14 protein-coding genes and 1 tRNA gene are annotated in these 18546 nt (G+C 65.4%); 14 read left to right on the top strand and 1 reads right to left on the bottom strand.

Annotated elements, in window-relative coordinates; all coding sequences use genetic code 11:
* Positions 1–4 precede the first annotated feature (4 nt).
* The 8 genes from IVB31_RS28220 (at position 5) to IVB31_RS28185 (ending at position 10248) form a co-directional block, all read left to right on the top strand.
* The gene (locus tag IVB31_RS28220; RefSeq protein ID WP_247330646.1) at positions 5–3154 is read left to right on the top strand and encodes an efflux RND transporter permease subunit; all 3150 of its coding nucleotides are present in this window, start codon (positions 5–7) and stop codon (positions 3152–3154) included.
* Positions 3154–6261, top strand: coding sequence for an efflux RND transporter permease subunit (locus IVB31_RS28215; RefSeq protein WP_247330644.1), 3108 nt, complete (start codon positions 3154–3156; stop codon positions 6259–6261). Before IVB31_RS28220 ends, IVB31_RS28215 begins: the two co-directional genes overlap by 1 nt.
* A gap of 40 nt (positions 6262–6301) precedes the next feature.
* Positions 6302–7039 carry a tRNA-uridine aminocarboxypropyltransferase gene (locus IVB31_RS28210; protein WP_247330642.1) on the top strand — a complete coding sequence of 246 codons (738 nt, stop codon included), beginning with the start codon at positions 6302–6304 and terminating at the stop codon, positions 7037–7039.
* A 198-nt stretch (positions 7040–7237) separates the two neighbouring features.
* The gene (locus IVB31_RS28205; protein WP_249803648.1) at positions 7238–7954 is read left to right on the top strand and encodes an ABC transporter permease; all 717 of its coding nucleotides are present in this window, start codon (positions 7238–7240) and stop codon (positions 7952–7954) included.
* Positions 7955–7961: 7 nt separating this feature from the next.
* Positions 7962–8714: an ABC transporter ATP-binding protein gene (locus tag IVB31_RS28200; protein WP_247330637.1), complete on the top strand. Its 753-nt coding sequence runs from the start codon at positions 7962–7964 to the stop codon at positions 8712–8714.
* A 203-nt stretch (positions 8715–8917) separates the two neighbouring features.
* Positions 8918–9679 (top strand): enoyl-CoA hydratase-related protein, encoded by a 762-nt coding sequence (locus IVB31_RS28195; RefSeq protein ID WP_247330635.1) that lies wholly within the window; start codon positions 8918–8920, stop codon positions 9677–9679.
* Between the two features lie 168 nt (positions 9680–9847).
* Positions 9848–9921: transfer RNA gene (locus IVB31_RS28190), tRNA-Cys, on the top strand.
* A gap of 180 nt (positions 9922–10101) precedes the next feature.
* Complete coding sequence (locus IVB31_RS28185) at positions 10102–10248, top strand: hypothetical protein (RefSeq protein WP_247330633.1); 147 nt, start codon at positions 10102–10104, stop codon at positions 10246–10248.
* Between the two features lie 84 nt (positions 10249–10332).
* Here the strand turns inward: IVB31_RS28185 and IVB31_RS28180 are convergent, their stop codons facing one another.
* Positions 10333–10557, bottom strand: a complete 225-nt coding sequence (locus IVB31_RS28180) for a hypothetical protein (protein WP_247330631.1) — start codon at positions 10555–10557, stop codon at positions 10333–10335.
* Between the two features lie 257 nt (positions 10558–10814).
* Between IVB31_RS28180 and IVB31_RS28175 the strand changes: the two genes are divergently transcribed.
* The 6 genes from IVB31_RS28175 (at position 10815) to IVB31_RS28150 (ending at position 18375) form a co-directional block, all read left to right on the top strand.
* Complete coding sequence (locus tag IVB31_RS28175) at positions 10815–11075, top strand: hypothetical protein (protein WP_211395868.1); 261 nt, start codon at positions 10815–10817, stop codon at positions 11073–11075.
* Positions 11076–11521: 446 nt separating this feature from the next.
* Positions 11522–12403 (top strand): ABC transporter substrate-binding protein, encoded by an 882-nt coding sequence (locus IVB31_RS28170; protein ID WP_247330798.1) that lies wholly within the window; start codon positions 11522–11524, stop codon positions 12401–12403.
* Positions 12403–14025: an amino acid ABC transporter permease/ATP-binding protein gene (locus IVB31_RS28165; RefSeq protein WP_247330629.1), complete on the top strand. Its 1623-nt coding sequence runs from the start codon at positions 12403–12405 to the stop codon at positions 14023–14025. The genes IVB31_RS28170 and IVB31_RS28165 overlap by 1 nt, the downstream gene beginning before the upstream one ends.
* Positions 14026–14080: 55 nt before the next feature.
* Positions 14081–15322 carry an acetamidase/formamidase family protein gene (locus IVB31_RS28160; protein WP_247330627.1) on the top strand — a complete coding sequence of 414 codons (1242 nt, stop codon included), beginning with the start codon at positions 14081–14083 and terminating at the stop codon, positions 15320–15322.
* A 306-nt stretch (positions 15323–15628) separates the two neighbouring features.
* The gene (locus tag IVB31_RS28155) at positions 15629–17974 is read left to right on the top strand and encodes an acetamidase/formamidase family protein (RefSeq protein ID WP_247330625.1); all 2346 of its coding nucleotides are present in this window, start codon (positions 15629–15631) and stop codon (positions 17972–17974) included.
* A gap of 17 nt (positions 17975–17991) precedes the next feature.
* Complete coding sequence (locus IVB31_RS28150) at positions 17992–18375, top strand: RidA family protein (protein ID WP_247330623.1); 384 nt, start codon at positions 17992–17994, stop codon at positions 18373–18375.
* The last annotated feature ends 171 nt before the right edge of the window (positions 18376–18546 follow it).

Below are 18546 nucleotides of genomic sequence, written 5' to 3'. Positions count from 1 at the left end.
TCCCATGGGTGTCTCCGAACCCTTCATCCGCCGTCCGATCGCGACCTCGTTGCTCGGTATCGCCCTGCTGATCGGCGGGCTGCTGGGCTATTTCGCGCTGCCGGTCTCGGCGCTGCCGCAGGTCGATTTCCCGACCGTGCAGGTGACGACGCAGCTTCCCGGCGCGAGCCCCGACGTGATCGCCTCGCTGATCACCGCGCCGCTGGAGCGGCAGCTCGGCCAGATCCCGTCGCTGTCGGCGATAAACTCGACGAGTTCGTTCGGCGTCAGCCAGATATCGCTCCAGTTCGATCTCAACCGCGACATCGACGGCGCGACCCAGGACGTGCAGGCCGCGATCAACGCCGCGGCCGGCGTCTTGCCAAAAACGCTGCCCTATCCGCCGACCTACGCCAAGGTGAACCCGGCCGATGCGCCGGTGATGACCTTGGCGCTGCGCTCCGACACGATCTCTTTGCGGGCGATGAGCGATATCGCCGACACGCTTTTGGCGCAACGTTTGAGCCAGATTTCCGGCGTCGGACGGGTCTCGGTGCTCGGGGGGCTGAAGCCGGCGGTGCGCATCCAGGCCGATCTCGCGCGGCTCGCGGCCTATGGCATCGCCATGGAAGACCTCCGCGCCGCGATCGCCAATGCCAATGTCTCCGGGCCGAAAGGCTCGCTCGACGGCGCGCAGCAATCCTACATCATCGCCGCCAACGACCAGATCGCCGCCGCCGACGCCTACAGACCTGTCATCATCGCCTACCGCAACGGCTCGCCGGTCACCATCGCCGACGTCGCGCAGATCGTGGACGGGCTGGAGAACGACCGCACCGGCGGCTGGTACCAGGGCTCGCCCGCGGTCATCATCGACATTCAGCGTCAGCCCGGCGCCAACGTCATCGACGTCGTCAGCCAGATCCGCGCGGAAATCCCAAAAGTCCAGCGCGCCATACCGGCGGGCGTGAACCTCACCATCGTCTCCGACCGCACCGTCACCATCCGCGCCTCGGTCCGCGACGTGCAGTTCACGCTGATCCTCAGCGTCGTGCTGGTGACGCTGGTGGTGCTGCTGTTCCTGCGCTCGCTGCGCGCCACGCTGATCGCGGGCGTGGCGCTGCCGCTGTCGTTGATCACCAGCTTCGGCATCATGTATTTCGCCGGCTTCAGCCTCGACAATCTGTCGCTGATGGCGCTCACCATCGGCACCGGCTTCGTCGTCGACGACGCCATCGTCATGATCGAGAACATCGTTCGCCACATGGAGAATGGCGATAGCGCGATGGAGGCCTCGCTGAAGGGGGCCAGCGAGATCGGCTTCACCGTGATCTCGTTGACGGTGTCGCTGATCGCGGTGTTCATCCCGCTATTGTTCATGTCGGGTCTCGTGGGCCGCATGTTCCGCGAATTCGCGCTGACGCTGACGATCGCGGTCGTGACCTCGGCCGTGGTCTCGCTGACACTGACGCCGATGATGTGCTCGCGTCTGCTCAAGCACGCCCATGAGGAGTTGGCGATACCGGGACTGGCGGCCGTCAGCCGCTTCATCGACCGGACCGTCGAGGGCTATCACCGGACGCTGTTGTGGGTGCTGGAACGCCAGCGCGCCACGCTGGTCGTGACTTTCGCCACGCTGGTTGCGACCCTCGTGCTTTACGTCGTCGCGCCAAAGGGCTTCCTGCCGCTGCAGGACACCGCCTCGATCACCGCGGTGACGGAGGCGGGGCCCGACGTGTCGTTCGCGGAGATGCAGAAGCGGCAGGCCGAAGCCGCCGACGCCATCAAGGCCGACCCTGATGTAACAGGCGTGGTCTCGGTCATTGGCGCCGGCTCGGTCAATCCGACCACCAATGTCGGCCGTCTCGTCATGACGCTCAAGCCCCGCGGCGAGCGGCGCGACGATGTCGGCGTGGTCATCACCCGCCTGAAGGAGCGGGTATCAGGCATCCCCGGCATGACCGTCTATTTCCAGCCGGTGCAGGACGTGCAGATCTCGACCCAGTCGAGCCGCTCGCAATACCAGTACACGCTGACCGGCACCGACGCGGCGCTGGTGTCGGAGTGGGCGCGCAAGCTGGTCGCCGAGATGCGGCACGATCCGCTGTTCCGCGACGTCTCCTCGGAGGCGCAGGAAGGCGGCCTGCGGGCGCAGCTCACGGTCGACCGCACCCGGGCCGGCCAGCTCGGTGTCAGCCTGCAGGGCATCACCGACACCCTCAACGACGCCTTCGCGCAGCGCCAGATCTCGACCATCTACGGCCAGGCCAACCAGTACCGCGTCGTGCTGGAGGCGCTGCCGATGTACCAGCGCGATCCCTCGATCCTGTCAAAACTTTATCTGCCGGGCGGGGCGAGCGCGACCGCCGGCGCGCCCAACGCGCAGGTGCCGCTGTCCGCCGTCGCGACGCTGACCCGAACCACCGCACCGCTCTCGATCTCGCACCAGGCGCAGTTCCCGTCGATCTCGCTCAGCTTCAACCTCGCGCCGGGCGCGGCGCTGGGCGATGCCGTCGAGACCGTGAAGACCATCGAGACGCGCATCGAAATGCCCAACAGCATCGTCGGCGTCTATGCCGGCGATGCCGCCGAATTCTCCAAGGCGCTCGCGGGGCAGCCGTGGCTGCTGCTCGCCGCCGTGATCACCATCTACATCGTGCTGGGCGTGCTCTATGAGAGCTACATCCACCCGATCACGATCCTCTCGACGCTGCCTTCGGCCGGCGTCGGCGCGATCCTGGCGCTGATGCTGTGCGGGCAGGACCTCTCGGTGATCGGGCTGATCGGCATCATCCTGCTGATGGGCATCGTCAAGAAGAACGCGATCATGATGATCGACTTCGCGCTCGAAGCCGAGCGCAGGCAGGGGATGTCGCCGAACGAGGCGATCGTGCAGGCTTGTCTGTTGCGCTTCCGTCCCATCATGATGACGACGCTGGCCGCGCTGTTCGGCGCGCTGCCGCTGGCGATCGAGAGTGGCACCGGCGCGGAACTGCGCTTTCCGCTCGGCATCTCCATCATCGGCGGCCTGCTGCTGAGCCAGCTGCTGACGCTCTACACCACGCCGGTGATCTATCTCGCGCTCGACCGCATCAACCGTCGCCTCGAGCAGGCGCTGCCGCCGGCCGAATCCGGCGGCCCGCCCGTCGCGGGCGCGACCGAGGGGATGCAGTGATGGCATCGATCTCGGAGCCCTTCATCCGCCGCCCGGTCGCGACCACGCTGCTGTCGATCGGGTTGTTCCTGCTGGGTGGCGTCGCCTACGAGTTTCTTCCCGTCGCCTCGGTTCCGAACGTCGATTTTCCCGCCATCTTCGTCTCGGCCAGCCGCCCCGGCGCAGATCCATCCGTGATGGCCGCGACCGTGGCCTCGCCGCTGGAGCGGCGGTTGGGTGAGATATCGGGCATCAACCAGATCACCTCGACGAGTTCGCTCGGCGTCTCCAATATCCAGCTCCAGTTCGACATCGGCCGCAACATCGACAAGGCTGCGCGTGACGTGCAGGCCGCCATCAACGCCTCGCTGGTCGATCTGCCGAGCGATCTGCCGACGCTGCCGCGCTTCCGCAAGGCCAACTCGGCCGGCGCGCCGGTCTTCGTGCTGGCGCTGACCTCGAAGACGCTGTCGGCAAGTGCGATCTACGACGTCGCCGATACCGTCATCGCGCAGCGTATCTCGCAGGTGCCAGGCGTGGGCGACGTCACGGTCAGCGGCGCCGACCAGCCGGCGGTGCGCATCCAGCTCAATCCGGTCGCGCTGTCGAACGCAGGCATCGCCACCGACGGCGTCCGGACGGCGATCATCAATGCCAATCCCCTCGGCCCGGTCGGCATCTTCAACGGCGAGCGCCAGAGCGAGACGCTGGCGCTGAACAAGCAGATGCGCACTGCGAAAGAGTTTCGCGACATCGTCATCAAGAGTTCCAATGGCAATTTCGTGCGGCTGTCCGACGTCGCCGACATCGAGGACGGCGTCCGCAACGCCCGCTCCATCGCCTGGTTCAACAAGCAGCCCGCGGTGCTGATCCAGATCACCAAGCAGGGCGATGCCAACGTCATCGACACCGTCGACAGGGTGAAGGCGCTGATCCCCGAGCTGAAGCAATGGATTCCGGCCGGCGTAGATATTTCCACTCTGGTCGACCGCACCAGCACGATCCGCGCCAGCGTGCAGGACATGCAGTGGACCTTGCTCGCAACCGCCATCCTGGTGATGGTCGTCGTGTTCGTCTTCCTGCGACGCCTCACGCCGACGATCGCGGCCGGCATCTCCGTGCCGCTGGCGCTGGCGGGGACCTGCGCCGGCATGTGGGTCGCGGGATTTTCGATCGACAATTTGTCGCTGATGGCGTTGGCGATCTCCGTCGGCTTCGTGGTCGACGATGCCATCGTCATGATCGAGAACATGTACCGCAATCTCGAGCACGGCATGCGGCCGCTCCAGGCAGCCCTGGAGGGCGCCCGGCAGATCGGCTTCACCGTGGTGTCGATCAGCCTGTCGCTGATCGCGGCCTTCACACCGCTGATCTTCATGGACGGCATCGTCGGCCGTCTCTTGCGCGAGTTTTCGCTGACGCTGACCTTCGCGATCGTGGTCTCGACGCTGGTGTCGCTCACGGTCACGCCGATGATCTGCGCCCATTACATCCGGCAGGCCACCTCGGGGACCGCGACCCTGTTCGATCGAATCATCGAGGGTTCGCTGACGCGCGTCGTCGCGTTTTATGCCCGCACCTTGCGCGCGGCACTGGACTTTCCCCTGCTGACGCTGTTGGTGTTCTTCGCCACCATTGCGCTGACGGTGACGCTCTACATCAAGATCCCCAAGGGGTATTTCCCGACCGACGATTCCGGTTTCGTCATTGGCGCCACGCGCGCCTCGGCCGACATTTCGTTCCAATCCATGCTGGGCCTGCAGCAGCGGCTTGCCGACATCGTGATGCAGGATCCGGCGGTTGCCGGCATCGGCTCGACGGTCGGCAGCGGAGGCGGGGGGCCGGGCGCCGCGACATCGAACCGTGGCACCATGTTCATCAGCCTGAAGCCGCCGGAGGAGCGCGACCACGTCTCGACCCAGGTCGTGATCGACCGTCTCAGGCGCGCTTTGTACCCGGTGCCCGGCATCCGCCTCTTCATGTTCGCCGCCCAGGACGTGCGGGCCGGCGGACGGCAGAGCGATTCCGACTATCAGTACACGCTGTCCAGCACCGATCTTGGCCTGTTGCAGAAATGGGCCCCAATCGTGGCCAAGCGCATGGAGAGCGTCGAGGGCATCACCGATATCTCCAGCGACCGCGATCCCGGCGGGCTTCAACTGACCTTGTCGATCGACCGCCAGAAGGCCTCAGCGCTCGGCGTCCGCGTCCAGGACATCGACAACGCGCTCAACAACGCCTTCTCGCAGCGTCAGATCGGGATCATCTACACCCAGCGCAACCAGTACATGACCGTGCTGGAGATCGACCCGAAATTCCAGGTCGACCCGTCCAACCTCGACCGTATCTATGTCGCCGGCGCGGGTGGCGCGCAGGTGCCGCTGTCGGCCGTGGTGCATGCGACGCGCGGGCTCGCCGCGCTCGCGGTCTATCATTCGCAATCGTTCCCATCGACCACCGTGTCGTTCAACCTGTTGCCGGACGTGCAGATCCAGGCCGCAACGCAGAACATCCAGCGCGCGGTCGAGGAGTTGCATATGCCGGAGGGCATCCGCGGCAGTTTTGACGGCAATGCCGGCGATTTCGCCAAGACCAGCGGCCGGCAGCCGCTGCTGATCCTCGGGGCGCTGGTGGCGATGTATATCGTGCTCGGCGTGCTCTATGAGAGCCTCGCCCATCCGCTCACGATCATCTCGACGCTGCCGTCGGCGGGGCTCGGCGCGCTGCTGGCCTTGCAACTCACCAACACGCCGCTGACGGTGATCGCCTTCGTCGGCATCATCCTGCTGATCGGCATCGTCAAGAAGAACGGCATCATGATGGTGGATTTCGCCCTCGATGCCGAGCGTCAGCGCGGCCTGTCCTCGGCGGAAGCGATCTTCGAGGCGTGCCAGGCGCGTTTCCGCCCGATCCTGATGACGACCATGGCGGCGCTGTTCGCCGGCATTCCGCTGGTCGTGGCCACCGGACCCGGCACGGAGCTCCGTCGCCCGCTCGGCATCACCATCATCGGCGGGCTGTTCGTCTCGCAGATCCTGACGCTCTACACCACGCCCGTGATCTACCTGCTGATCGACCGCCTGCGCCGGCGGTCCGCGCCGCGGCCGCTGGCGGCGCCGGCGGAATAGGCGGGTTGTTGAACCGCCGTGCAAAGCGTATAGCGGCGCCATGTCGAACCCCACCGCCGCCGCGCCGGCCGAGCCGATCCCCGAATGCCCGCATTGCCAGAAGCCGATGCCGCTGTGCATCTGCGACAGCGTCACACCCATTGAAAACCGGCTCTCGCTCCTGATCCTGCAGCATCCGCAGGAGCAGGACAGCGCGCTCGCCACCGCGCGGCTGCTTGCCAAGCATTTCGCCGATGCCACGCTACGGGTCGGACTGTCCTGGCCGAGTCTGTCCAAGGCACTGGGGCAACCGGTCGATGATCCCGCAAAATGGGCCATACTCTATCTCGGCTCGGCTCGTGCGGCCGATCTCGAAGCGGAGGGAGACGTCATCGCGCTGACCCGAAAGGGCGAGGTGGCCGAACACCAGCGGGGCATTCTGCGCGGAATCGAAGGCGTGGTGCTGCTCGACGGCACCTGGAGCCAGGCCAAGGCACTGTGGTGGCGCAACCCCTGGATGCTGAAATGCCAGCGCGTCATCCTCAACCCGGCCGCCCCCTCCCGCTACGGACGCCTGCGCAAGGAGCCGCGCAAGGACGGGCTGTCGACCATCGAGGCCGCAGCGGCGATCCTGGCCAGCCTCGAGAAGCGGCCCGACATTGCCGAGACGCTGAACGCCAGCTTTGAACGGATGCTGACGCGCTATCGCGAGGTGCAGGCGGAAATGCCGGAGCTCGCGCCAAAGCCGGTGGCCAAGGACCGCCGGCGCGGTGTCCGGCGGGGCAAGAAGCGAGCCTGACTTCGGCCCAATTCATCCGTACGGTTGATTGCCCCGCGGGGAGCGGGCGGATAGAGACGCTCGGCCGACGCGATGCCATCTGCTATCCTGTCGCACCATCGGAAAGCCGGAAGCGTGACGGGCATTCGAATTCAGGCCGCAGCGAAGGAAATCCTGGCTCAGGCGGCGCGGCTCGATCGGTGGGGCACGCTCGCGCTGATGGACATTTCGCTGCGCTACCGGCGCACCGTGATCGGCCCGCTCTGGATCACGTTGACACTCGCGGCGACGATCGCCAGTGTCGGGACGGTCTATGCGACCCTGTTCAAGCAGGACATCACGAGCTTCCTGCCGCTCTTCGCGGTCGGCCTGATCGTCTGGACGCTGATCGCGACGACGCTCCAGGAGGGGTCCAACATCTTCGTGGCATCGGGCCATCTGATCAAGGCGGTGCCGGCGCCGCTGATCGTGCATGTGCTGCAGATGATCGCGCGCAACGTCCTCATCTTGGCGCATCATCTGGTGATCCTGCTCCTGCTCTATCTCGTGATGCCGTGGCCGCTGCATGGGAACATGCTGCTCGCGGCGCCCGGCTTTGCGATCCTGCTCATCGTTCTCCTCGGCGGCTCGGTCGCGCTCGGCCTGCTCTGCGCGCGCTTTCGCGACATCGGCTCGGCCATCGTCAGCGGCCTGCAATTCGTCTTCTTCCTGACGCCGATCATCTGGACCGAGGACACCGTGCGCGGCACCGGTTTTGACTGGTTGATCCGCGCCAATCCGTTCGCGACGCTGCTCGATCTCGTGCGCAGGCCGCTGCTGTCGCAGCCGACCGATCCGGAGCAATGGCTGCTCGGGCTGGTCTATGCGGCCGTCATGGCGGTCATCGGCCTCGGCTGCTACGCGAAATACCGCCACCGCGTGGCGTACTGGCTGTGAGGCGCGCATGAGCCTTGCTGCCCAGATCGTGCTTCGCAACGTCTCGGTGACGTTTCCGGTGCTGTCGTTCCGCGACCGCTCGCTGCGCAGCCGGTTCGTCAGCGCGGTGACGCTGCGGCGGCAGGCTGCCGTCCCACACATCGTCTCCGCGCTCAAGGACGTCAGTCTCGACATCCGCGCCGGCGACCGCGTCGCCATCATCGGTGCCAATGGCGCCGGCAAGACCACGCTGCTGCGGGTGCTCGCCGGCATCTACCATCCGACCGCGGGCAGCGTGGACATCGACGGCCGCTGCCTGTCGCTGTTCGATCTCCAGGCCGGCTTCGACGAGGAGGCCACCGGTTACGAGAACATCATGCGGCGCGGCCTCGTGATCGGCGCGCGGCGCGCCGAGATCGACGCCCGGCGCGCGGAGATCGCCGCGTTTACCGAGCTCGGCGACCGGCTCGACCTGCCGCTGCGCACCTATTCCAGCGGCATGATGCTGCGCCTGATTTTTGCGGTCGCAACCGCAGTCGAAGGCGAGATCGTGCTGCTCGACGAATGGATCGGCGTCGGCGACCAGCAGTTCCGCAAGAAGGCGCGGCAACGGCTCGACGAAATCGTCGCGCGCGCCGGCATCCTGGTGCTGGCATCGCACGACATCGACCTGATCAGGAGCATCTGCAACCGCGCGATCCTTCTGGAGGAGGGACGGATCGCGGCGGCCGGCGCGATCGACGAGATTCTCGGCAGATATCTCGGCGGCACGAAGGCCTAGCCGCCCCGTCGGGCCCGACCGTCGAAAACCACCCGAAAGTCGATGAAAAGGCGTATAAGGCAGCGCTCGACAGGATTCCGGTGCCCGACGGGACATACGACCGCGGGGCGGAGCGCGCGCCCCCGGTCCGGCAAAGCCGCCGAGGAAGAAGAACCAGGGCGCCGCGCGCCGAGCGTCCATTCGCAAGCGAAGCGAGGAGCGTCATGGCCGAGCACATCATCGTCACCGACGAGGGCGCCACCCGCATCATCACGATGCGGCGGCCGGAGAAGAAGAACACGCTCACGCAGGACATGTACCTGGCGATGAGCGATGCCATCGACTCCGCGCAGTCCAATCCCGCGATCCGCTGCCTGATCCTGACGGGACGCTCCGGCGTGTTCACCGCCGGCAACGACATCGGCGATTTCCTGAAAGCGGCCACCGAGGCACAAGACGCCGGGCGCCCCCGCAATTCCGTGATCTTCCTGCACTCGCTGGTCAACAACACCAAGCCGATCATCGCCGCAGTCGACGGCATCGCGATCGGCATCGGGATGACCATGGTGGTCCATTGCGACTATGTGATCGCGAGCACGACGACGACGTTTTCGTCGCCGTACATCCAGTATGGACTCGTACCCGACGGCGCCACCAGTCTGGTCGTGCCGCATATGGTCGGGCATCAGCGCGCCTTCGCGACGCTGCTGATGGGTCGCGAGATGAGCGCGGAAGCCGCCCGGGAAGCCGGCCTGGTCAATCAAATTGTCCCGCCCGGTCACGCCGTGGTGGAAGCGCAAAAGGTGGCGCGGCAGATCTGCGCCTTGCCTGCCGAGGCAGTTGCGATCTCGCGCAAGCTCCTGAGGCCTCCGACCGAAGATATCGAGCGCCGGATCAGTCAGGAAAACCACTTCTTCGGCCAACGCATGCGATCGCCCGAGGCGCTCGCGGCCTTTCAGAATTTCTTTGCGCGCAAGACCCGATAAATCGGCGGCACGCCTTCATTCCGCGCCGCAACGATGAATGCTCCTATCGAGGAGCGCGCCGGGCGAGGTGACGAGATTCTTGCGCGATATCTCGACGGCGCGAAGGCTTGGCCGCCCCGTCGGGGTTGCCTAAACCCTTGATCCCCTATATTGCTCCGCCCTCGTTGGGGCCACGTGGCGGAGTGGTTACGCGCCGGTCTGCAAAACCGTTTACTCGGGTTCGAGTCCCGACGTGGCCTCCATCACAAGCTCCTGATATCTCGGCAAATATTCGATTGCGAAGCGGGGTTCCGAGGGGATGCCTGCCGGCCGCACGCACCGGGTTTGCCCGGGGGTGGCGGAAACCCGCGATTCAGGCTCGTTGGCATAGAGTTCGCATCTGCGAAGTGATGCATTCCCGTCCATCGAGTGCTGGAGAGCACGTGAGCGAAATCGTCCGATTTGTCCCGAAATCCGAGCTGGAGCGCGCTCGCCTCATTCGCGAGGCCCGTGCGATCTATGACAGCATCTTTCCGTCGGCGGCACCCGACCGGGCGCCGCAGGACGGCGAGGAGCCCGGCAAGGCCTGATCGCGGCCGCGCCGGGTTTTGGCACAGGGCCTATGGCAAAACGCCCGCAGAGCGCGGGCGTATCGGTTCACGGGGAAATTGGCCTCAGCAGGCCGCGTACCAGCCGTCCGGAAACGGCAGCAGAGGCCAGGCGCCCTCGTTGTCATTGGCGGCTTTGGGCGTTACGGCGTACGACCACGAGCGGGGCACGAAATCCTCCTCCGACGCGAATGCCAGATCTTGATGGACCAGGTCTTGATGGATCAGGTCTTCATGGACCATGGCGTCCTCGACGGCATCCAGCAGCAAGTTGAATTCGGCTTCGCTCATCACACCCTCCGGACCGCGGATGGCGCACTGTCGCAAAGCCGGTTTGTTTCCCGATTGAGCCGATCGTTCGCATTTTAACGATCGTCCGATCGGGTCCCGATTGGTTAGCGATTCATGAAAATTCCCGTGGGAACGCTAGGTTCCTGCCGGGCGCCCGCAGTGTGAAGGAGATCACATCGTCCGCTGTTTATTTCTCCTACCCCTTCGCACACCGGCCAATGCAGGCCGGGCGGGCAGGGCAGAACGGGAGACTGGTCATGAAGGCGAGGTTCTTGCGGTTTGCGGGTGTGAAAAGCCGGGCGCGGCGCGCCTCGACGCTCGGGCTGTTCCTGACTTTGTTCGCGTCCGCGGCGCACGCCCAGGGAACCCAGGAACAACGCCGGGCCTGCACGCCCGACGTCTATCGCCTTTGCGCCGGAGAGATCCCCAACGTTCGGGCCATCACGGCGTGCCTGCGCCGCAACCGCGCCAGCCTGAGCGAGGCCTGCCGCAGCGTGTTCGACCAAGCGGGCGGCTGAGCGGGCCTGTGGATTTGTGCGCAGCAAGTGGCTCGCGCGAGCTCGCGAATCCGCCATGGTCAGCCTGTGGATATGCTGCGGACAGGCTGTGGAGAGACGGCGACGCGCCGCCGCGCCTTCGCAGATACGTCTTGCCGACGCCATATCTCCGTCAAATGTCGCACCGAGTGATTCCATTATCGGACAGATCGCTGCGCCGCTCGAGATCATGTGATTGTTCCGAATTCGGAATTGCGGATCTCGACGTTCCGTGCCCACGAACAGATTTTGTGCAGCGGCTTGCCCAAATCGCAGGCTCCCTCCATCCAATTTTTTGTACGCCCGCGGACAAGCTTTTCTCTGGCCGCTCCAACTAGGCTCGCTCCCGAGATCTGGAACACGGCCAGTGCCATGACAATTCGAAGGAGCTGGAGATGGAGAGACGGGTATTGCCCCAGACGCGGGGGATGTCGCGCGCGTTGCCATGGCGCAAAGTCGCGCTCGGCGTCACCATCGCTTTCGGTCTGGTCGCTACCGCGCCGCTGAGCGCGCAGGCCGCGGCGCCTGCGGCCTGCGCCGCGCTCCAGGGGAAATATCCGGACTGGAAAGGCAAGACGCTCGTCAATGCCATCAACCCGCACACGCCGGGCTATGAGACCATCGACCCGAAAGACCCCGGCAAATATATCGGCTTCGACATCGATCTCGGCGAAGCCATCGGCGAATGCCTCGGCTTCAAGCTGACCTACAAGCCGGTGACATTTGCGGCGCTCCTGACCACGCTCGCCGCGGGACAAGCCGACATCGTCATCTCCGACATCTACGCCACCAAGGAGCGCGCGAAAGCGGCCGACTTCATCACCTACTCGAAAGTGTTCGACGGCGTGCTGGTCGCCAAGGGCAATCCGAAGGGCATCAACGGCATCAACATGTCGATGTGCGGGGCGGCAGCCGCCGAAAACACCGGCTATGTCGAGGTGCCCCTGATCCAGGCGCTGATGCCGGAGTGCAAGAAGGCCGGCAAGCCCGAGCCGACCGTCCAGCTCTACGACAACAACGCCAACTGCATCCAGGCAATCCTCGCCGGCCGCGCCGACACCTATGTCAACGACGTCAACACCGTGGACAGCGCGGTCAAGGCCTATCCGGACAAGCTGGAGAAGGCGACCGCCGTGACGATCCCGTATTCGGTCGGCATCGCTGTGCCCAAGGACAAGCCGAAATTCCGTGACGCCGTGCTTGCTGCCCTGATCGAGGTGCAGAAGGCCGGCACGCACATGGAGCTTCTGAAGAAGCACGGGCTCGATGTGGGCAACTTCAAGGAGCCGGACATTCTGACGGCCGACTGATGTCGCTATTCCTCCACTATTTGAGCATGCCGTATCTGCTCGAGGGCATCGAGCTCACCCTCGAGGTGACAGCCCTCGGGCTCGGCGGCGGATTGATCCTCGGGTTGATCCTTGCCGGCATGCAGCTCTCGCGCTTCTGGCTCCTGGCGGCGATCGCCAGGGCCTACACGGTGATCTTCCGCGGCACGCCGCTGATCCTGCAAATGGTGTTTGCCTACGACGCGCTGCCGCATATCGGCATCAAGCTGCCGGCCGTGCTGGCCGCCGGCCTCGCGCTCGCCTGCAACGAGGCGCCCTTCATCGCGGAGATGCTGCGGGCCGGGGTGCTCGGCGTCGATCGCGGGCAGGTCACGGCCGGCCAGGCGCTGGGCATGACACCACGCGTGCTGATGTGGCGGGTGATCGCGCCGCAAGCGATCCGCACCATGATTCCTGCGTTTGGCAACGAGGCCGTCAGTGCGCTGAAGAACTCCTCGCTGGCGTCCGTGGTCGCGGTCCAGGAATTGACCCTGCGCTCGACCCAGCTCGCGTCCTCGACCTTCGACTTCTTCTCGATCTTCTTCGCCTCGGGCCTTCTGTACCTTGTGCTGACCTTTGCCATCAGCATCATCCAGCTTTTCGTCGAATGGCTGCTTGATCTCGACCGGACCAAGGACCGTCAGCGCAAGCTCGCTGATTACTTGCCTTGGCGTCGTGTCGATCTCGGCACAAAGCTCGACCTTGCCGCAGCCGCCGTTGCCGCCCCCGAGCCCGCACAGCCAGAGCTCACCGACACGCCGCCGCTCGCCTTGACGCGCGAGGAGCGCACGCGGCGCGCCGCGACGATCGCACGCAACAACATCGCGGTCGAAACCAGGGATCTCACCAAGAGCTACGGCCCGCAAAAGGTGCTCGCCGGCCTCGATCTGACCGTCCGAGTCGGCGAGGTCGTCGCGCTGCTCGGGCCGAGCGGCTCGGGCAAGAGCACGCTGCTCCGCTGCATCAACCACCTTGAAAGCTGGGAGTCCGGCACAGTGCGGGTCGGCGGCCGCCGTCTCGGTTTCGACGACGACGGCAAGCTGCTGTCACCGCGGGCGATCGCCAACGAACGGGCGACCGTCGGCGTCGGCATGGTATTCCAGCAGTTCAACCTGTTCGCCCATCTGTCGGCGAAGGAGAACATCGCCGGTCCCTTGCGCTGGGTCCACGGCATGACCAGGATCGATGCCGATCGTCGCGCCACCGAGCTGCTCAACCGCGTCGGCCTGACACATCGTGCCGATGCGCTGCCGCGGCATCTCTCGGGCGGCCAGCAACAGCGCGTCGCCATTGCGCGGGCGCTGGCGCCGAACCCGAGCGTACTGCTGCTGGACGAGCCGACCTCCGCGCTCGATCCCGAGCTCGTCAACGAGGTGCTTGAGGTGATCCGGCGCCTCGCCATCGACGACGGTCTCACCATGATCATCTCGACGCACCAGATCCGCTTCGCCGACGAAGTCGCCGACCGTGTTGCCTTCCTGAGCGGCGGCACGATCATCGAGGAGGGGCCGGCGCACGAGGTGCTCACCAACCCCCGTAATCCGCTGACCGCACGCTTCCTGAGCGTCATGGAAGCCGACAAGATTCCGGAGGCCGTGCGATGAGCCTGCCGTCCGGCCTCGCAAGACTGACGACCGCGTTCCCTGAAGAGGCCATCTCATGAAGCATTTCACGCTGCCGGTGTCGCCGAAAACCGTCCACTGGGGCTATTTCTCCAAGAAAGTCGCGCCGGCCCTGACGCTGCGCTCAGGCGATCGCGCCACCATCGAGACACTCACCCACCACGCCAACGACGATTACGAGCGCATGATATCAGGCGATCCCGGCGCCGAGAGCGTGTTCCAGTGGACGCGCGAGCACAAAGCGGTGGCGCGCCGCGGCTCGGGCCCGGTCGAAGGCCCGTTCATTCGTGGTGCAGGCGAGGGGATCGGCGTGCATCTTCTGACCGGACCAGTGGCGATCGAAGGCGCCGAGCCCGGCGACATTCTTGAAGTGCGCATCCTCGACGTCCGGCCGCGGCCAAGCTGCAGCGCTTGCCATTCCGGCCGCTGCTTCGGCTCCAACGTCGCGGCGAACTGGGGCTTTCACTACCACGATCTGATCGAGGAGCCGAAGCCGCGCGAGGTCGTCACCATCTTCGAGCTCGACACCTCCGGCGAGCCCTACGCGAAGGCCGTCTACAACTATGTCTGGACGCCGCAGACCGATCCTGACGGCATCGTGCATCCGACCATCGACTATCCCGGCGTGCGCGTCGATCACGCCACCATCACGAAGCGCGAGAACGTCCTGTCGAGCGTGAAGGTGCCGGCGCGGCTGCATTTCGGCACCATGGGCCTTGCGCCATCGGAGGCCGATTTCGTCAGCTCGATCCCGCCGAGCTATACCGGCGGCAACATCGACGATTGGCGCATCGGCAAGGGCGCGCGGATGTTCTACCCCGTCGCGGTCCCCGGCGCCTATTTCTCGGTCGGCGATCCCCATGCCGCGCAAGGCGACAGCGAGCTCGGCGGCACGGCGATCGAGACCTCGCTCACCGGCGATTTCGAATTTGTTCTGCACAAGAAGGCCGATCTCGCCGGCACCAACCTCGAAGGGCTCGACCATCCGATGCTCGAGACCGATCAGGCATGGTCGTTCTACGGCTTCACCTATCCGAACTATCTCGCCGCACTCGGCGCCGATGCGCAAACCGAGATTGCCAATCATTCGAGCCTCGACCGTGCGATGCGCGATGCGTTTCGCAAGCTCCGGCGGTTCCTGATGACGGTGCATCGCCTGAGCGAGGACGAGGCCATCTCGCTGTTGTCGGTCGGTGCCGATTTCGGCGTCACCCAGGTGGTCGATGCCAATTGGGGCGTCCACGGCACGATCCGCAAGAACATCTTCCGGTGCGATTGATGCGCCTTCAGACGAGGGAGTTTCGTTGCGGCCTATCCTTCGAGACGCCCGCTTTTGGCGGGCTCCTCAGGATGAGGTCCCGTTTCGCGGTGAGATCTTAGACCCTCATGGTGAGGAGCGCCGCCTTGCGGCGCGTCTCGAACCATGAAGGCCGAGCCCTTTCACAGCATAGTACGTTGAAGCGAAGTCTGTTTTCGGGATGAGAGGATGAGCAGGGATCGTCATTTACGGCCCGTCGCTGCGACGGATGATCCCGTGCGTCTGGCACGGAGGTTGCTTCGATCGACTGCAATCTGGGCCGATCCGATGAGCTTCCGTCCCTTCACGAGCGAGTCCTACGCGCAAGACGACCGCCCCGAAGCCTGGCGGGACGTGCTGGCTGCGGTCGGCCTGCAACCGGCCACTGGCCATTCCATCCTCGACGGGCACGCGACGGCGTCGCATCGCCACGCCACGGGCGTTGCGCTGACGCGCATGGCTGCGGGCGCGCAGACCATCGGCCCGCTCGCGCAATCCAACGAAGACCTCCCCATCGCGCTGATGCCGGTCGAGGACGGCATGGTGCTGAAAAGCGCCGCCGGACACCGCATCGTTCCCGTTGGTCATCTCGTGCTGCTGCCGCGGCGCGGCGACTGGAGCATCGTGTTCCAGCGTGACATGCGCGCCATCGTGCTGTCGGTCACCTCGGAAGCGCTACACGGGCGCCTCTCGGGCAACCCAAGGGGCAGGCCAACGCTCGGCGAGCCCCGCGTCGTTCCGCCCAGCGGCTTCGCCGATGTGTTCGCGCGCCTGCTGGACGCCAGCGCGCGTACGCTCGACAATTTGAGCGATGCCGAATGGAACTCGGTGGCTCAGTCCCTCGTCGACCTCCTGCTGACACTGGCGCACCAACTGGCGGCCTTGACCTCCGAAGCCGGATCGAGCGCGACGCAGGCGGCGCTGCTACACCGGATCTGCCAGACCATCGAACGCCGGCTCGACGATCCCGACCTCGTGCCGGCGCGGGTCGCACAGGCCGAGGGGATTTCCGAGCGCTACTTGCAGAAGCTGTTCGAGACGGTCGGCGATAATTTCACCCATTACGTCCGAGAGCGCCGCCTGCAGCGCGCCTGGGCCGACTTGTCCAACCCCACGGAAGCGCATCGCTCGATCTCGGAAATCGCCTACGCTTATGGCTTTGGCGATTCCGCGCATTTCAGCCGCGCCTTCCGCCACCGCTTCGGCCTGCCGCCGCGCGAATTTCGTCAGCAGGAGGCGGGGCGGGCAACATCGCAGCACGGAATTGCCGGCCAGCGCGGCTGGCCACATGAGGCGCTGGCGCTGCTGCGCGCGCATCAGAGTGGCGTGGAGGCACGTGGCAACGTCACCCGTCCCGACGCCGAAGAGCCGCGCACGGCCGGGCGCAGGCATCATCATCTCCCGGTCGAAGCCGGCCGCGTCCATTGGGGCTATTTCAGCCGCTCGCTGTCGCCGCAGATCGAGATTGCGTCGGGCGACACGATCACGATCGAGACGCTGACCCAGCACGCCTCCGACGCCCCCGACATGATGATCGCGGGCGATGCCGGCGCCGAAAGCGTGTTCGGCTGGACCGCGGACAGGAAGAACGTCGACCGTCGCGGCGCCGGTCCGATGGATGCCAGCGTGTTCGGCCGCGGCGCCGGCGAGGGCTTTGGCGTCCACATCTGCACGGGGCCCGTGGCGGTGAAGGACGCCCAGCCCGGCGACGTCCTGGAGGTTCGCATCCTCGACATGGTGCCACGCGCAAGCCGCAACCCGAGCCATGCGGGTCGTGTATTCGGCTCCTCGGTCGCGGCGTGGTGGGGATATCATTACAACGAGTTTCTCACCGGGCCCAAGCCGCGCGAGGTCGTCACCATCTACGAGATCTTCGACGATACCGACGCGCCGCACGCCCGCGCGCTTTATTCCTACCGCTGGGAGCCGCAGACCGATCCTTTCGGCGTCGTGCACACCACCTACGATTATCCCGGTGTGCCCGTCGTCACAGGCACGGTCAAGCGCCGCCATGCCGTGCTCGACGGCATCCGCATTCCCCTGCGGCCGCATTTCGGCGTGATCGCGGTAGCGCCGCGCGAGGTCGATTTCGTGGACTCGGTGCCGCCCTCCTATTTCGGAGGAAATCTCGACAATTGGCGGTTGGGGAAGGGGGCGACCGTCTATCTTCCGGTCTCGGTGCCTGGCGCGTTGCTGTCGGTCGGCGATTCCCATGCCACCCAGGGCGACGGAGAGTTGAGCGGCACCGCGATCGAATGCTCGATGACCGGGACGTTCGAGGTGATCCTGCACAAGAAGGCCGATCTCGCCGGCCAGCCCTTCGCCGATCTCTCTTATCCCCTGATCGAGACCGCGACCGACTGGGTGCTGACAGGCTTCAGCCATCCCAACTACCTCGCCGAATTCGGCGCGCAGGGCCAAAGCGAGGTCTACGCCAAATCGTCGCTCGACCTCGCCATGAAGGATGCGTTCCGCAAGATGCGGCGCTTCCTGATGAACGTCAAAGGCCTCAGCGAGGACGAGGCGATCGCGCTGATGTCGGCGGCCGTCGATTTCGGCGTCACCCAGGTGGTCGACGGCAATTGGGGCGTGCACGCCATTCTCAGCAAGCGCCTGTTTCAGGACGCGCCTTAAACCCAAGGATAGATCGAGTGAAATTCCACATGATCAGCGGCGGACCGAAGCCGGTCGCGCCCTTCAGCCACGCGGTCGAGACCGACGGCTTCGTGTTCGTCACCGGACAGATGCCGGATACGCCGGAGATGCCGGGCGTGCTGCCCGAGGGCATCGTCGCGCAGACCCGCGCGGTGATGGAGAATTTGAAGGTGGTTCTCGCCGGCCTCGACCTTGGCCTGGAGCACGTGGTGATGACGCGGATCTATCTCACGCGTTTCAAGGAAGACTATGCGGCGATGAACGAGACTTATCGCACGTACTTCGCGCCCGGCCGACTGCCGGCCCGCACCTGCGTCGGCGTCACCGGGCTTGCCTATGACGCGCTGATCGAGATCGACCTGGTGTGCCGGAGGCCGTGACACACCAAGACTTCGTAGGGTGGATTAGCGAAGCGCAATCCCCACGTCTGTTTCCGAAGCAAAGGAAGCGGTGGATTACGCCTTCGGCTAATCCACCCTACGATTCCTTGTGTTGCCCGACGGGCAAAACACCCAACCAGCGGGTCAACCCGCGCATGCGAAAATATTCTA

Source organism: Bradyrhizobium sp. 21, assembly GCF_023073335.1.
GTDB lineage: Bacteria > Pseudomonadota > Alphaproteobacteria > Rhizobiales > Xanthobacteraceae > Bradyrhizobium.
Note: the sequence above shows the minus strand (reverse complement) of the source record. Positions and strands in the feature narration are given on the sequence as shown.

Excerpts from the sequence above, each read along its gene's own strand:
- IVB31_RS28220 (WP_247330646.1), top strand. The coding sequence starts at position 5 with ATGGGTGTCTCCGAACCCTTCATCCGCCGTCCGATCGCGACCTCGTTG.
- IVB31_RS28215 (WP_247330644.1), top strand. The coding sequence starts at position 3,154 with ATGGCATCGATCTCGGAGCCCTTCATCCGCCGCCCGGTCGCGACCACG.
- IVB31_RS28210 (WP_247330642.1), top strand. The coding sequence starts at position 6,302 with ATGTCGAACCCCACCGCCGCCGCGCCGGCCGAGCCGATCCCCGAATGC.
- IVB31_RS28205 (WP_249803648.1), top strand. The coding sequence starts at position 7,238 with ATGGACATTTCGCTGCGCTACCGGCGCACCGTGATCGGCCCGCTCTGG.
- IVB31_RS28200 (WP_247330637.1), top strand. The coding sequence starts at position 7,962 with ATGAGCCTTGCTGCCCAGATCGTGCTTCGCAACGTCTCGGTGACGTTT.
- IVB31_RS28195 (WP_247330635.1), top strand. The coding sequence starts at position 8,918 with ATGGCCGAGCACATCATCGTCACCGACGAGGGCGCCACCCGCATCATC.
- IVB31_RS28180 (WP_247330631.1), bottom strand. The coding sequence starts at position 10,557 with ATGAGCGAAGCCGAATTCAACTTGCTGCTGGATGCCGTCGAGGACGCC.
- IVB31_RS28175 (WP_211395868.1), top strand. The coding sequence starts at position 10,815 with ATGAAGGCGAGGTTCTTGCGGTTTGCGGGTGTGAAAAGCCGGGCGCGG.
- IVB31_RS28170 (WP_247330798.1), top strand. The coding sequence starts at position 11,522 with ATGTCGCGCGCGTTGCCATGGCGCAAAGTCGCGCTCGGCGTCACCATC.
- IVB31_RS28165 (WP_247330629.1), top strand. The coding sequence starts at position 12,403 with ATGTCGCTATTCCTCCACTATTTGAGCATGCCGTATCTGCTCGAGGGC.
- IVB31_RS28160 (WP_247330627.1), top strand. The coding sequence starts at position 14,081 with ATGAAGCATTTCACGCTGCCGGTGTCGCCGAAAACCGTCCACTGGGGC.
- IVB31_RS28155 (WP_247330625.1), top strand. The coding sequence starts at position 15,629 with ATGAGCTTCCGTCCCTTCACGAGCGAGTCCTACGCGCAAGACGACCGC.